Annotated in this window: 13 protein-coding genes; 8 read left to right on the forward strand and 5 right to left on the reverse strand. The window is 73.4% G+C overall.

The window, feature by feature from the left end:
* The first annotated feature begins 108 nt into the window (after positions 1-108).
* The 3 genes from FB465_RS25895 to FB465_RS25905 all read left to right on the forward strand — a co-directional run bounded on the left by FB465_RS25895 (position 109) and on the right by FB465_RS25905 (position 2,894).
* Positions 109-1,239, forward strand: coding sequence for a M48 family metallopeptidase (locus FB465_RS25895; protein WP_246192837.1), 1,131 nt, complete (start codon positions 109-111; stop codon positions 1,237-1,239).
* Positions 1,240-1,521: 282 nt separating this feature from the next.
* On the forward strand, positions 1,522-2,067 hold the full coding sequence (locus FB465_RS25900; RefSeq protein WP_145794296.1) for an HAD domain-containing protein: 546 nt from the start codon (positions 1,522-1,524) through the stop codon (positions 2,065-2,067).
* A 2-nt stretch (positions 2,068-2,069) separates the two neighbouring features.
* On the forward strand, positions 2,070-2,894 hold the full coding sequence (locus FB465_RS25905; protein WP_246192838.1) for an MOSC domain-containing protein: 825 nt from the start codon (positions 2,070-2,072) through the stop codon (positions 2,892-2,894).
* Here the strand turns inward: FB465_RS25905 and cobC are convergent.
* A complete protein-coding gene (gene cobC, locus FB465_RS25910) occupies positions 2,881-3,930 on the reverse strand; it encodes an Rv2231c family histidinol phosphate aminotransferase CobC (RefSeq protein ID WP_145794297.1) in 1,050 nt (349 codons plus the stop codon). The two genes, FB465_RS25905 and cobC, sit on opposite strands and share 14 nt — an antisense overlap.
* Positions 3,927-4,316 (reverse strand): cobalamin biosynthesis protein, encoded by a 390-nt coding sequence (locus FB465_RS37120; RefSeq protein WP_342791839.1) that lies wholly within the window; start codon positions 4,314-4,316, stop codon positions 3,927-3,929. Before FB465_RS37120 ends, cobC begins: the two co-directional genes overlap by 4 nt.
* 289 nt (positions 4,317-4,605) lie before the next feature.
* On the opposite strand from FB465_RS37120, the gene FB465_RS25920 reads away from it, so the two are divergent.
* The 5 genes from FB465_RS25920 (at position 4,606) to FB465_RS25940 (ending at position 10,676) form a co-directional block, all read left to right on the forward strand.
* Positions 4,606-5,490, forward strand: a complete 885-nt coding sequence (locus tag FB465_RS25920) for an alkaline phosphatase family protein (RefSeq protein WP_145794299.1) — start codon at positions 4,606-4,608, stop codon at positions 5,488-5,490.
* Between the two features lie 5 nt (positions 5,491-5,495).
* Positions 5,496-6,749, forward strand: a complete 1,254-nt coding sequence (locus tag FB465_RS25925; protein WP_145794300.1) for an MFS transporter — start codon at positions 5,496-5,498, stop codon at positions 6,747-6,749.
* Complete coding sequence (locus FB465_RS25930) at positions 6,746-7,792, forward strand: TolB family protein (protein WP_145794302.1); 1,047 nt, start codon at positions 6,746-6,748, stop codon at positions 7,790-7,792. The genes FB465_RS25925 and FB465_RS25930 overlap by 4 nt, the downstream gene beginning before the upstream one ends.
* A 75-nt stretch (positions 7,793-7,867) precedes the next feature.
* The gene (locus FB465_RS25935) at positions 7,868-8,890 is read left to right on the forward strand and encodes a hypothetical protein (protein WP_246192839.1); all 1,023 of its coding nucleotides are present in this window, start codon (positions 7,868-7,870) and stop codon (positions 8,888-8,890) included.
* A 142-nt stretch (positions 8,891-9,032) separates the two neighbouring features.
* Positions 9,033-10,676 carry an APC family permease gene (locus FB465_RS25940; protein WP_145794303.1) on the forward strand — a complete coding sequence of 548 codons (1,644 nt, stop codon included), beginning with the start codon at positions 9,033-9,035 and terminating at the stop codon, positions 10,674-10,676.
* On the opposite strand, the gene FB465_RS25945 is transcribed toward FB465_RS25940, so the two are convergent.
* Genes FB465_RS25945 through cobO form a run of 3 tightly spaced genes read right to left on the reverse strand, consistent with a single transcriptional unit; the run spans position 10,670 to position 13,157 of the window.
* The gene (locus tag FB465_RS25945; RefSeq protein ID WP_145794305.1) at positions 10,670-11,170 is read right to left on the reverse strand and encodes an OsmC family protein; all 501 of its coding nucleotides are present in this window, start codon (positions 11,168-11,170) and stop codon (positions 10,670-10,672) included. The genes FB465_RS25940 and FB465_RS25945 overlap by 7 nt on opposite strands.
* Before the next feature lie 9 nt (positions 11,171-11,179).
* Positions 11,180-12,556: a cobyrinic acid a,c-diamide synthase CobB gene (locus FB465_RS25950; RefSeq protein ID WP_145794307.1), complete on the reverse strand. Its 1,377-nt coding sequence runs from the start codon at positions 12,554-12,556 to the stop codon at positions 11,180-11,182.
* A gap of 4 nt (positions 12,557-12,560) precedes the next feature.
* Positions 12,561-13,157, reverse strand: a complete 597-nt coding sequence (gene cobO / locus FB465_RS25955) for a cob(I)yrinic acid a,c-diamide adenosyltransferase (protein ID WP_145794309.1) — start codon at positions 13,155-13,157, stop codon at positions 12,561-12,563.
* Between the last annotated feature and the right edge of the window lie 3 nt (positions 13,158-13,160).

The following is a 13,160-nucleotide window of genomic DNA, read 5'->3' on the forward strand; positions in this document are numbered from 1 at the left end:
CTCGTCAGGGAGGGGACCACGGGCGTTCGCCGTGCCGGCTCCGGCGGCCCGCCGATGCGCGATCCTGGTCCCGGCAGGTGCACCGCGAGCGGGAGGCGGAACGTAGGCATGGACGACTTCACCCCGGAGCAGATCGCCAGGGGCCGGGCACTGCGGCGGGCCCAGGTCCCGTGGGCGCTGGGCGGGCGGCTGGCCGGGCTGGCGCTGACCCTGGCCCTCGGCTTCACCCCCGCCGGGGCCGACCTGGTGACGGCGGCGGGCGGACTCTTCGGCGGCTCCCGGACGGCCGAGGTGCTGGCCGGCGCGGTCGTGCTGATCCTGCTGGCCGAGGCGGTCCAACTCCCGTTCACCGCCAGGGTCCGCACCATCCGCAGCGGGTACGGCCTGGTCACCCAGGGCTGGGGCGGCTGGGCCCTGGACGTCCTGCGCGGCCTCGCTCTCTCCCTGCTGCTCGTGCTGCCGGGGGTCTACGGCCTGTACGCGCTCACCGAGCGCTCGCCGCAGCACTGGTGGGTGCCGGCGGCCGGGCTGGCGGCGCTGCTCGTTCCGGTACTGTCCTTCCTCTTCCCGCTCCTCGTGGAGCCGGTGTTCAACCGCTTCACCCCGATGCCGCCCGGCGCACTCCGCAGCGCCCTGCTGGACCTGGCCGAGCGCGACGCGATCCGGGTCAAGCAGGTGCTGGTCGCGGACGCCTCGCGGCGGACCACCGCACTCAACGCGTACGTCTCCGGCCTCGGCGCCACCCGGCGGATCGTCGCGTACGACACCCTGTTGCAGACCGCCGAGCCGCGTGAGGTGGAACTGGTGGTGGCCCACGAGCTGGGCCACGTCAAGCATCGCGACGTCCTCACGGGGACGCTGATCGGTGCGCTGGGGGCAGCCGTCGCCGTCTGCCTGCTGGGTCTGGCGGCCGACTGGCAGCCGCTGCTCTCGGCCGCCGGGGCCACGGACGCGGCCGATCCGCGCTCCCTGCCACTGCTGGCCGCCTGCGCCGCTCTCCTGGGCACGGCGGCGGGCCCTCTCCAGTGCGCCGCGAGCCGCCGGATCGAGGCCAGGGCCGACCGCCACGCCCTCGAACTCACCTCGGACCCAGAGCAGTTCATCGCCATGCAGCGCAGACTGGCCGTCGCCAACGTCTCCGACGTCGACCCGCCCCGCCTCCTGGAACTCCTCTTCGCCACCCACCCCAGCGCCACCCACCGCATCGCCGCCGCCCGCACCTGGCAACCCGCGGGCTAGCCCCGTTCGGCGGACCTCCCGCGGACGCCAACCATGCAATGCCTCAGGGGCCACGAGGCACCGGGGTAACCACAGGGGCGCGTGGGGGCACCTCCCGGCCGAAGGCTGGGGGAGAACTGCGCGCAGCGGTAGGGCACAAGCCGGTGCCTGCCGATCTCGCGCGCTCCTGGTGCATGGCTGACCGCATGCCCAGGCTCGGCCGGGCAGGCCGCAGCGGATATCGGGTTGGCGCCGTTCCGCCCGATCGCGGAGAATCCGCGCATCAGCCAAGGGGGGACCACCATGCAGCAACCAGCCAAACCGCTCCTGCTCCTCGACGTCGACGGCCCGCTCAACCCGTACGCGGCCAAGCCCCACCGCCGCCCCGAGGGCTACCAGACCCACCGGGTGAAGCCGGACTCGTGGATCGCCCGGCACCCGGAGAAGCCCGCCGCGCACGTCCGGCCGCTACGGCTCTGGCTGAACCCCGCTCACGGGCCCGAACTGCTCGCGCTGCCGTACGAGCTGGTCTGGTGCACCACGTGGAAGGAGGAGGCGAACACCTGGATCTCCCCGCTCCTCGGGCTGCCCCGACTCCCGTACGTGGACTGGCCGAAGATGCACCATGGTGATCCGGACGGCCTGCACTGGAAGACCCGGTACCTCACCAGCTGGGCCGCCGGGCGCCCGTTCGCGTGGGTCGACGACGAGCTGGAGCCGCAGGACACCGAGTGGATCGCCGCCAACCACCCCGCCCCGGCGCTCACCCTCTGCATCGATCACAGGGTCGGGCTTCAGCCGGCGGACTTCGCGACCCTCGCCGCTTGGGCGGAGGCGGTGGAGGCGTGATCGTGGGCAGGGTGGAGGGGCTGTGGCGGTATCCGGTGAAGTCGATGCTGGGGGAGGAGCTGGCGGAGGCCGAGGTGGGCGGGCGCGGGGTGGACGGTGATCGTGGGCTGGCTCTGCTCGACGTGGCCACGGGGCAGGTCGCCAGTGCCAAGAATCCGCGGCTGTGGCGGCAGTTGCTCACCTTCACGGCGCGTGCCACGGATGAGGGGGTACGGATCACCGGGCCCGCCGGCAAGGGGTTCCTGAGCACCGACCCCGCCGCGGACGGTCTCCTCTCGGGTCTCCTCGGTCGCCGCGTCTCGCTGAGAGACACCCCGCCGCCCCGGGCGACGTTGCAGCGGTCCGTCCCCGAGGAGGTGCTGCGCAGTGGGGTGGAGGCCGAAGTCGGCCACACCGTCTCGGAGTTGGGAAGGGCGGCACCCGTCGGGACGTTCTTCGACTTCGCGCCGCTGCACCTGCTGAGCACCGCCACCCTGGACCGGATCGCCGAGCTGAGCCCGCGTGGGTCGGCGGAGGCCGCGCGCTACCGCCCGAACCTCGTCATCCGCACGGACGGTCCGCCGTTCGCGGAGAACGACTGGGCGGGCCGCGAGCTGCTGGTCGGCGACGGCCTCCACCTCAAGGTGCTTGTCCCGACGCCGCGCTGCGCGGTGCCGACGCTCGCCCACGGCGAGCTCCCCCGGGACGCCGACGCGCTCCGCGTGCTCGCGCGGCACAACCGGGTGGAGCCGCTGCCCGGTCTCGGCCTGCTGCCCTGCGCGGGCGCGTACGCGCAGGTGGTGCACCCGGGCCGGGTCAGGGCGGGGGACGTGGTCAGGCCGGCATGACCTCGGCCGCGGAGGCCAGCGCGGCCAGGAAGCGGTCCGTCGTGCCGGCGTCCCGGACGGCGATCCGCAGCCAGTCGGGGCCGAGCCCGGGGAAGGTGTCGCCGCGCCGTACCGCGAAGCCCGCCGCCCGCAGCCGCTCGCGGACCGCCGTCGCACCGGGCAGTTCGACCAGGACGAAGGAGGCGGCCGGCTCGCCGTACACCCGGACGTCGGGGAAGGCGGCCAGGCCCTTGAGCAGGTGGGCCCGTTGCTCGGCGGTGGTACGGGCGGCCTGCTCCGCCTCGGCGAGCGCGGCGGGGGAGCTGCACACCTCGGCGGCGGCGAGCGCCGGGGTGGAGACCGGCCAGAGGGGCTGGGCGGCGGACAGTTCGGCGATCAGCTCGGCGGGCCCGAGGACGTAGCCGATCCGCAGGCCGGCCAGGCCCCAGGTCTTGGTCAGGCTGCGCAGCACGACCACCCGTCCGGGCAGATCGCGGACCGAGGCCAGCGACTCGGTCTCGCCGGGGACGGTGTCCATGAAGGCCTCGTCGATCACCAGCGTCCGCCCCGGCCGGGCGAGGGCGGCGAGGCCGGCGGCGGGGTGCAGCACGGAGGTGGGGTTGGTGGGGTTGCCGATCACCACCAGGTCGGCCTCGGCCGGCACGGCCCCGGGCGTGAGGCGGAAGCCGTCCTCGGGGGAGAGGAGGACGCGGTGGACGGCGTGCCCGGTGCCGCGAAGGGCGGCCTCGGGCTCGGTGAACTGCGGGTGCACGACCACCGCGTGGCGGGGCTTCAGCACGCGCGCGAGCAGGACGAAGGCCTCGGCGGCGCCCGAGGTCAGCAGCAGCTCCTCCTCGGGGCGGCCGTGCCGGGCGGCGACCGCGGCGTGGGCGGAGCGCTGGTCGGGGTAGGCGGCGAGGGTGCCCAGGGTCGCGGCCAGGTGCTCGCGCAGCCAGTCCGGCGGGGTGCCCGTGCGGACGTTGACGGCGAGGTCGACCAGGCCGGCGGTGCGGACCTCGGCGTCGCCGTGGTGGCGGAGGTCGGGCTCGGTCGTCACTTCGGGGCTCCCTGGGGGTTGAGGCGGGCGATCGCGACGGTGGCCGCAGTGGACCTGCGCTTGGGGACGAGCAGCGGGCCCCCGTGCGCTTCGAGCAGGGCGGCCGCCTCGGCCACGCTCGGTGTGCCGACGGCGGCGAGCGCCGAGGCGGACGGAGAAGGCACGGCCACGGCCGCCAGCGCCTCGGCGGGGTGGCCGACCAGCGCGACCCCGAGCTCCTCGGCGGCCGCGAGCAGGCCCGGCTCCGAGGTCTTGCCGTCGAGGGTGGCCAGCCGGGCCACGTCCTGCCGGGCCAGCCCGGCCTCCGCCAGGGCCGTGTCGACCAGCCCGAGCACCTCGCCGTACGGGACGCCACGGCTCGCGCCGACCCCGATCACGACCCGCACGGGGCACCCCCTCGACTCTGCTCTCGGCCCCCGAAATCCCACCACGGGGCCGGTGAGCAGGTCAATCACGCCGCCTGTGAGCTGTACCTCGGCACCCGGACCCTGCCTGAGCGAGCTGGCAGAGCCGCAGTCCTGGACGGCCCCCGGATCTCGCAGAACACTGCCGAGTCGGCAGGCACCGTTCGCCTGTTCTTCACCGGAGTTGCGCGGCCGAGTCCACCGTCGCGCTCCTAGTGTTACCGGCGCTCCACCCCAGCACCTTCGCCATCCCGCACGGAGGACACCCGTCATGACGAAGACTCACAAGCGCCCCCGCCGCAAGCTCATCGCCCTGGCCGCCTCGCTGGGCCTGGCCTCCGCCTCGCTCGGCCTGTGGGCCGCCACCGGCAGCGCCCAGGCCGTCACCGGTCTCCCCACCCCGGACCACGTGGTCGTCGTGGTGATGGAGAACCACTCCTACTCCCAGATCATCGGCAGCTCCAGCGCGCCGTACATCAACAACACCCTCAAGGCCGGCGGCGCCAACCTCACCCAGTCCTTCGGCCTCACCCACCCCAGCGAGCCCAACTACTACATGCTGTTCTCCGGCAGCAACCAGGGCCGCACGGACGACAGCTGTGTGAGCGTCGGCTCCATCTCCGCCGCCAACCTCGGCTCCGAGCTGATCGCCGCCGGCAAGACCTGGGGCAGCTACAACGAGGGCCTGCCGAGCCAGGGTTCGACGGTCTGCAGCAGCGGCAAGTACGCGCAGAAGCACAACCCGTGGTTCGGCTTCAGCAACGTGCCGACCAACACCGCGTACACCATGACGCAGTTCCCGACCGACTACACCACGCTGCCGAAGGTCTCCTTCGTCGTCCCGGACCTGTGCAACGACATGCACGACTGCTCGGTCTCCACCGGCGACACCTGGATCCAGAACAAGCTCGGCGCGTACGCGACCTGGGCCCAGACCCACAACAGCATCCTCGTCGTCACCTTCGACGAGGACAACCGGCTCTCCGGCAACAAGATCCCGACCGTGTTCTACGGCCAGCACGTCACGCCCGGCAGCAGCACCGGCACCACGTACAACCACTACAACGTGCTGCGCACCCTGGAGGACCTCGCGGGTCTGACCACCCACGCGGGCAACGCCGGCTCCGCCTCCGACATCACCGGCATCTGGAACTGACGCCCGTGTACCTCGCGGACTCCCGCAGCACCAAGGCTCCCGTCGCCCCGGGCACCCGCCCGGGGCGGCGCGGGGCCGCCGTCCCCGGCACCGTTCTCGCCCTCGGGGCGGTCAGCCTGATCACCGACATCTCCTCCGAGATGGTCACCGCCGTGCTCCCGCTGTACGTCGTGGCCGGGCTCGGCCTCTCCCCGCTCGGCTTCGGCCTGCTGGACGGCATCAACAACGGCGTCGGCGCCCTGGTCCGGCTGGTCGGCGGCCACCTCGCCGACCGCGGCGGCCGAGGCCACAAGACCGTCGCGGCCGTCGGCTACGGGCTGTCCGCGGTCTGCAAGCCGCTGCTGCTGCTCGCGCACACCGTGCCGCTGATCGGCGCCGTGCTCGCGGTGGACCGCACCGGAAAGGGCCTGCGCACCGCACCCAGGGACGCGATGATCTCGCTCGCCACCGAGCCCGAACACCGGGGCCGGGCCTTCGGGGTGCACCGCGCGATGGACACCACCGGCGCACTGCTCGGCCCGCTGGTCGCGTTCGCCGTGCTGCGGGCGACGGTCGACGGCTACGACGCGGTGTTCGCGGTCAGCGGGTGCATCGCCGCGCTCGGCGTCCTGGTGCTCCTGCTCTTCGTCCCCACCCCCGCCCGCACGGCCGACGCACCGCCGAGGTCTTCGCTGCGCGACTCACTGACCCTGCTCCGGCTCCCGGCCCTGCGCCGGCTCGGCCTCTGCGCCGTGCTGCTCGGCCTGACCACCGTCAGCGACTCCTTCCTCTACCTGCTGCTTCAGCGCCAACTCGGCCTCTCCACCCACCTGTTCCCGCTGCTGCCGCTCGGCACCGCCGCCGCCTTCCTGCTGCTCGCCGTCCCGCTGGGCGCCCTCGCCGACCGGATCGGCCGGCGCACGCTCTTCCTCGCCGGGCACGGGGCGCTGCTGCTCGCGTACGTCCTGGTGCTGGCCCGGATCCCGGGCGGCGCGGTGGCGGTGGGCGTGCTGCTCCTGCACGGCATGTTCTACGCGGCCACCGACGGCGTGCTCGCCGCCGCCACGGCCAACGCCACCCCGGCCGACCAGCAGGGCGCCGGACTCGCGCTGGTCGGCACCGGCCAGGCGCTGGCCCGGTTCGCCTGCTCGCTCGCCTTCGGCGCCGCCTGGAGCGCCTGGGGAGGCCACACCGCCCTCGCCGCCACCGCAACCGCCCTGGCAGTCAGCGCAGTTGCCGCCTACTTGCTGCTCCGTTCCCCCGACGAGGTCACCGAATGACGCTCCCCCAACCTCCGGCCGGGGGTGCCCCCATCGCCCGCCTGTTGACCCTGCTGATCGCCGTCCTGCTGCTCGGCGGCATCGGCACGGGCGCGGTGCTGTACGCCGCCGACCGGTCCGGCAAGCGCGACGAGGAGCAGCAGGGCGGGCCCGCCGTCCGGGCCGGGAGCGTCTCGCTGCAGCCCGCCGGGCAGCAGCTGGTCTTCCGCAGCATGGCCTGGGGCCCGCACCGGGACGAGCTCGCTACCGTCCCGGCCGATCACCCGGACGGCGAGCGCACCGCCTCCGGCGTCAAGTGCCTGCGTTTCCACGCCGCGGCCGGTACCGGGATCTGCCTGCAGGCCGTGCACGGCGCGCTGGAGGACACCTACCGGACCGTCATCCTGGACGCCAAGCTGCACGAGCTGCACACCTTCCCGGCCGCCGGCATCCCGACCCGCGCCCGCGTCTCGCCCTCCGGGTACCTCGCCGCCTGGACGGTCTTCGTCAGCGGCGACTCGTACGCGGGGACCGACTTCTCCACCCGCACCGCCATCGTGGACACCCGTACCTGGGCCCTTCAGGACAACCTGGAGACGTACGCCATCACCAAGGACGGCCACCCGTTCCAGTCCCACGACACCAACATCTGGGGCGTCACCTTCGCCGACGACACCCGCTTCTACGCGACCCTGGCCACCGGCGGCCACACCTACCTCGTCCAGGGCGACGTCACCGCGCGCACCCTCACCACGCTGCACCAGAACGTCGAGTGCCCGTCCCTGTCGCCCGACGGCACCCGGGTCGCCTACAAGAAGCGCGCCCCCGGCGCGCCCGCCGACGCACCCTGGCGGCTGTACGTACTCGACCTGCGCACCATGACCGAGACCGCCACCGCCGAGCAGCGCAACATCGACGACCAGGCCCTCTGGGCCGACGACTCCACCCTGGTCTACGCCCTCCCCGGCGACTTCGGCGCCGATCTCTGGACCACCCCGGCCGACGGCAGCGGCAGCCCCCGCCGGCTCGTTTCCGCCGCCGTCGCCCCGGCCTACCTCGGCTGAACGGCCCCGGCCGCGGCGGCAGACCGACGGCGCGGCGTGCCGCCGTCGGCCGGGCAACGGTGGACATAGTGGGCCATGCACAGCTCCGTCCCCGGCCGAGCGTCGGCGATCCCCCGGCGGGTGGTGCTGCTCGGTGCGGCCGGCGGCCTGCTGGCCGGCGCGGGCTGCTCCAGCGCGTCCACGACCGCACCCGGGCAGACTCCCGCCTCGCCCTCACCCGCCTCGCCCTCACCCGGCTCGGCCACGCCCTCTGCGGCTGCCACCCTCCCCGCCACGACCCCCTGGACGCCAGGGCCGGGTGAGGTGCAGCCGGACGTCAAGCTGCGGGCCGTCCAGCTGGTGGAGGCCCTGGGCGCCTGGCCTCCCGGCGGCCAGGGCATCGCGGCGGCCCGGGCCAGGGTCAGCGCGCTCGGCCTCGACCCCGCCCTGGCCGACCAGGCCGGACCGCTGCTCCCGGCGGCGGACCGGGCCGCCCTCCAGGTGGTCGACGCCCAGTACGGCGGCATCCTCACCGACTCGGCCAGCGTGCTGGTGGTCTGCGACCAGTGGACCGCATCCGCCGACGGCCCGGTCACGCCCGGCGGCACCACGGTGGACGTACGCCTCGATGCAGCCCAACCCCGCTGGACGGTGACGGCCCTGCATCCCGCCGAGCCCGGCGCGCCCGCCGCCACCCTCAGCGACGCCGCCCGCCAGGTCCTGGCCGAGCCCCGCATCCAGCTCCCCCCGGCCTCGCAGGCGGACATCCGCAGCGGCGCCGTCCACGACACCGTGCTGCGGGCCATGCTGACGCTCTCCGGGACCTACCGGATGTACGTCAGCGTGGTCCGCTCCGGGCACCCCCTGGACGTCTTCGGTACCAACCGGCCCAGCGACCACCCGGTCGGCAGGGCCTTCGACGTGTGGCAGATCGACGGGCACGCGGTGGTCGACCCGCAGACCCCGCACGACCTGGTCGACGGCTTCATGCGGGCCGCCGCAGCCGCCGGTTCGTACAACGTCGGCGGCCCGCGCCAACTCTCCGGGGGTGCCACCTCCCAGCAGTTCTTCACGGACGACACCCACCACGACCACGTGCACGTCGGGTTCCTGACCTGACGCTGCGTCAGGCGAGCGGTCGAAGCATGACGATTCGGCCGAACGAGTGGCCGTCCCGGCGTGTAGGGGGCGCGTACCACCGATGCGAGGGGCGAGCTGCGGCAGTGTCGGGCCGAGTTGTCGCTCTCCGAGAGGCCGAACCATGTCATCGACCGACCTGGTGACCCCGCCAGCCAGCCCGCCCGGCAGCAAGTTGCGCCGTGAGGTGGGACTGATCGGGCTGCTGTGGGCCTCGGTCGGCGCGATCATCGGTTCCGGCTGGCTGTTCGGTGCGAAGACCGCCGTGGTGGCGGCCGGGCCGGCGTCGGTGCTCTCCTGGGTGATCGGCTCCGTGGCCATCGTGCTGCTGGCGCTGGTGCACGCCGAGCTGGGCGGCCTGTTCCCGGTGGCGGGTGGCACGGCGCGGTACCCGCACTACGCGTTCGGGGGCTTCGCCGGGATGTCCTTCGGCTGGTACTCCTGGCTGCAGGCCGCGACGATCGCGCCGATCGAGGTCCAGGCGATGATCAACTACGCCGGGCACTGGTCCTGGGCCGACGGATTCCTGCACCCGAACGGGACCCTGACCACCCAGGGTTTCATCGTGGCGGCCGCCCTGCTGGCGCTCTTCGTGGGGATCAACTTCCTCGGCGTCAAGATCCTCGCGTTCACCAACAACGCGGCCACCTGGTGGAAGGTGGCCGTCCCGCTGCTCACCATCCTGGTGTTCGCGGTCAAGGAGTTCCACGGCGACAACTTCACGTCGCAGCAGTTCGCTCCGTTCGGAGCGAAGGGCGTTCTGACGGCCATCAGCACCAGCGGGGTGATCTTCGCGCTGCTCGGCTTCGAGCAGGCGATCCAGTGGGCCGGGGAGAGCATGCACCCCAAGCGGGACATCCCGCGGGCCGTCCTCGGTTCGGTGCTGATCGGCACGGTGATCTACGTACTGCTCCAGGTCGTCTTCATCGGTTCGCTGCCGCCCGACACCTTCGCCGCGGGCTGGGCGCACCTCGACTTCCCCGGCATCACCGGCCCCTTCGCCGGCCTGGCGACCCTGATCGGACTGGGCTGGCTGGCGAGCATCCTCTACGTCGACGCGATCATCTCCCCGGGTGGCACCGGCCTGATCTACGTCACCTCCAGCTCGCGGATCTCGTACGGTCTGAGCCGTAACGGCTATGCGCCGCAGACGATCCAGCACACGGACCGGCGCGCCGTGCCGTGGGTCGGACTGATCGTCGCCTTCGTGGCCGGTGTGCTCTGCTTCCTGCCGTTCCCGAGCTGGCAGCGGCTGGTCAGCTTCATCACCTCGGCGGTCGTGCTGATGTATGCGGGCGCCCCGCTGGCCTTCGGGGTGATGCGCAAGCGGCTTCCGGCCCTCGAGCGGTCGTACCACCTGCCCGGGGGCGCGGTCATCTCCCCGCTGGCCTTCGCCGTCGCCAGCCTGGTCATCTACTGGGCCGGCTGGGGCACCCTGTGGCGGCTCGGCGCGGCGATCGTGATCGGCTATCTGCTGCTGGGCTCGTACGCCGCCTACGCCACGGTCAAGGGCCTGCCGAACGCGCCGCGGATGGACTTCAAGGCGGGGCAGTGGCTGCCGGTGTACCTGATCGGGATGGGCGTGATCTCCTGGCAGGGCACCTTCGGCGAGGGCGCCGCCGGCAACCTGCCGCTCTGGTGGGACATCGGGGTGGTCGTGGTGTTCGCCCTGGTGATCTACTACTGGGCGCTCGCGGTGGCACTGCCCGTCGCGGAGATCGAGCGCAACATCCTGGGCGTCGAGGTGGTCGAGGCCGGCGGTCACTGACCGGTCGTCACACCGGGCTCCCTCACGGAGACCGTCGGCTCGTGCCGGACCGGGAAGTTGACCGAGTTGGCGATGAAGCAGGCCCGGTGGGCGTCCTCGTGCAGCGCGAGGGCCTGCTCGGCCATCGACGCCTCGGCCACCTCGATCCGGGGGCGCAGGACGGCCTCGGTGAAGTGGCCGCCCTCGGCGGTCTCGGCCATGGTGCCCACCGGGTCGTCGACGTACGCGGTGACCACGACGCCGTTGACCGCACAGAAGTGCAGGTACCAGAGCAGGTGGCACTGCGAGATCGAGGCGAGCAGCAGCTGCTCGGGGTTCCAGCGTGCGGGGTCGCCCCGGAACGCCGGGTCCGAGCTGCCGGGGATGGGCGGCCTGCCGGCCGCCGACACCTCGTGGGAGCGCTCGTAGGCCCGGTAACCGCTCGTCCCGCTACCGGTGTTGCCCGTCCAGGTGACCTGGGCGGTGTACGTGTGGAGCTCCGGAGAGGTCGTCATGGGCCCAGTCTACGAACCGGCCGGCCCTCGCCCGTGCCTGGCCGCCGCGCCGACCAGGCGCTCCGCCAACTGCGGTGCGCCCGCCCAGTGCAGGTGGAGGTACGAGGCGTGCACCGAGCCGCTGGCGAAGCCCTCGGTACGCGGCCCGGTCGGCCCGTGCCAGCCCCAGGCGGGGGAGGGGCCGGCACCGGGCTCGCAGACCGTACGGTGGAACTCGTGGCCCCGGACCCGCGTGCCCGCCGGGGCGAGGGTGCTGTCGGTGAGGGCGACGGCCTCGCGGTAGCCGAGGGTGAGCCTCTCCGTCATCCGGGCGGTGGCGTCGAGCACGCCGCACATCGGTGCGCCGTCCAACTCCCTGCCCAGGTACAGGAGTCCGGCGCACTCGGCGCTGATGGGCGCACCGGAGGCGGCGAGGGCGGCGATCGAGGAGCGTAGCTGGGCGTTGGCGCTCAGCTCGGACACGTACATCTCGGGGAAGCCGCCGCCGATCACCAGGCCCGAGGCGCCGTCCGGCAGCGTGGCGTCGTGCAGCGGGTCGAACGGGACGACCTCCGCGCCCGCCGCCGCGAGCAGTTCGGCGTTCTCCGCGTACGAGAACGAGAACGCAGCCCCCGAGGCCAGCGCGATCCGGGGCCGCCCGGCCACCGGGGTGACCTCCTCGGCCGCCGACCAGGGCGCCGCCGTCAGCGGCGGAGCGCTTCGCGCCAGCGCCAGCAGCGCGTCCAGGTCGACCGAGCGGCCGATCAGTTCGCCCATGTCGCGGACGGCCCGCAGCGCGTCCGCCGACCGCTCCACGGCCGGGATCAGCCCGAGGTGCCGGGACGGCGTCGCCACGGCGGCGGTCCGGCGCACCGAGCCGAGGACGGGCACGCCCGACCCCTCCTCCAGGGCCTCCCGCAGCAGCTCCTCGTGCCGGTCCGAGGCCACCCGGTTGAGGATCACCCCGGCCAGCCGTACCTCCGGGTCCCAGGAGGCGAAGCCGTGCACCAGCGCGGCCACCGACCGGGACTGCGAGGAGGCGTCCACCACCAGCACCACCGGCGCCCGCAGCAGCTTCGCCACATGGGCCGTGGACGCCAACTCGCCCCGCCCGGCCGCCCCGTCGAACAGCCCCATCACGCCTTCGACCACCGCCACGTCGGCCCTGGCGGCGCCGTGCAGGAACAGCGGTGCCACCCGCTCCGGGCCGCACATGAAGGCGTCCAGGTTGCGCCCGGGACGCCCGGCGGCCAGTCCGTGGTAGCCGGGGTCGATGTAGTCCGGCCCGACCTTGTGCGGGGAGACCGTCAGGCCCCTGGCGGCGAGCGCCGCCATCAGGCCGGTGGCGACAGTGGTCTTGCCCGCGCCGGAGGACGGCGCGGCGATGACGAGACGGGGGATGTTCAAGGGCCTACCACTCGATACCGCGCTGGCCCTTGCGGCCCGCGTCCATGGGGTGCTTGACCTTGGTCATCTCGGTGACCAGGTCGGCGAATTCGGTCAGCGCCTCGGGGGCGTAGCGGCCGGTGATGACCACGTGCTGGCTGCCGGGACGGTCCTTCAGCACCGCCAGCACCTCGTCCACGTCGATCCAGCCCCAGTGCATCGGGTAGGTGAACTCGTCCAGCACGTAGAAGCGGTAGCTCTCGGCGGCCAGGTCGCGCTTGACCTGCTCCCAGCCCTCCTTGGCCGCCTCCTCGCTGGACTCGATGTCCCGCTGCACCCAGGACCAGCCCTCGCCCATCTTGTGCCAGTCCACCGTGCCGCCCTCGCCGGAGGCGCCGAGCACGCGCAGCGCGTTCTCCTCGCCGACCTTCCACTTGGCGGACTTCACGAACTGGAACACCCCGATCGGCCAGCCCTGGTTCCAGGCCCGCAGCGCCATCCCGAAGGCGGCGGTGGACTTGCCCTTCCCGGGCCCGGTGTGCACGGCGGTGATCGGCAGCGTACGGCGCTGACGGGTCGTCAGGCCGTCGTCGGGGACGGTCTCGGGGATACCCTTCGGCATGGC

Source organism: Kitasatospora atroaurantiaca (assembly GCF_007828955.1).
GTDB lineage: Bacteria > Actinomycetota > Actinomycetes > Streptomycetales > Streptomycetaceae > Kitasatospora > Kitasatospora atroaurantiaca.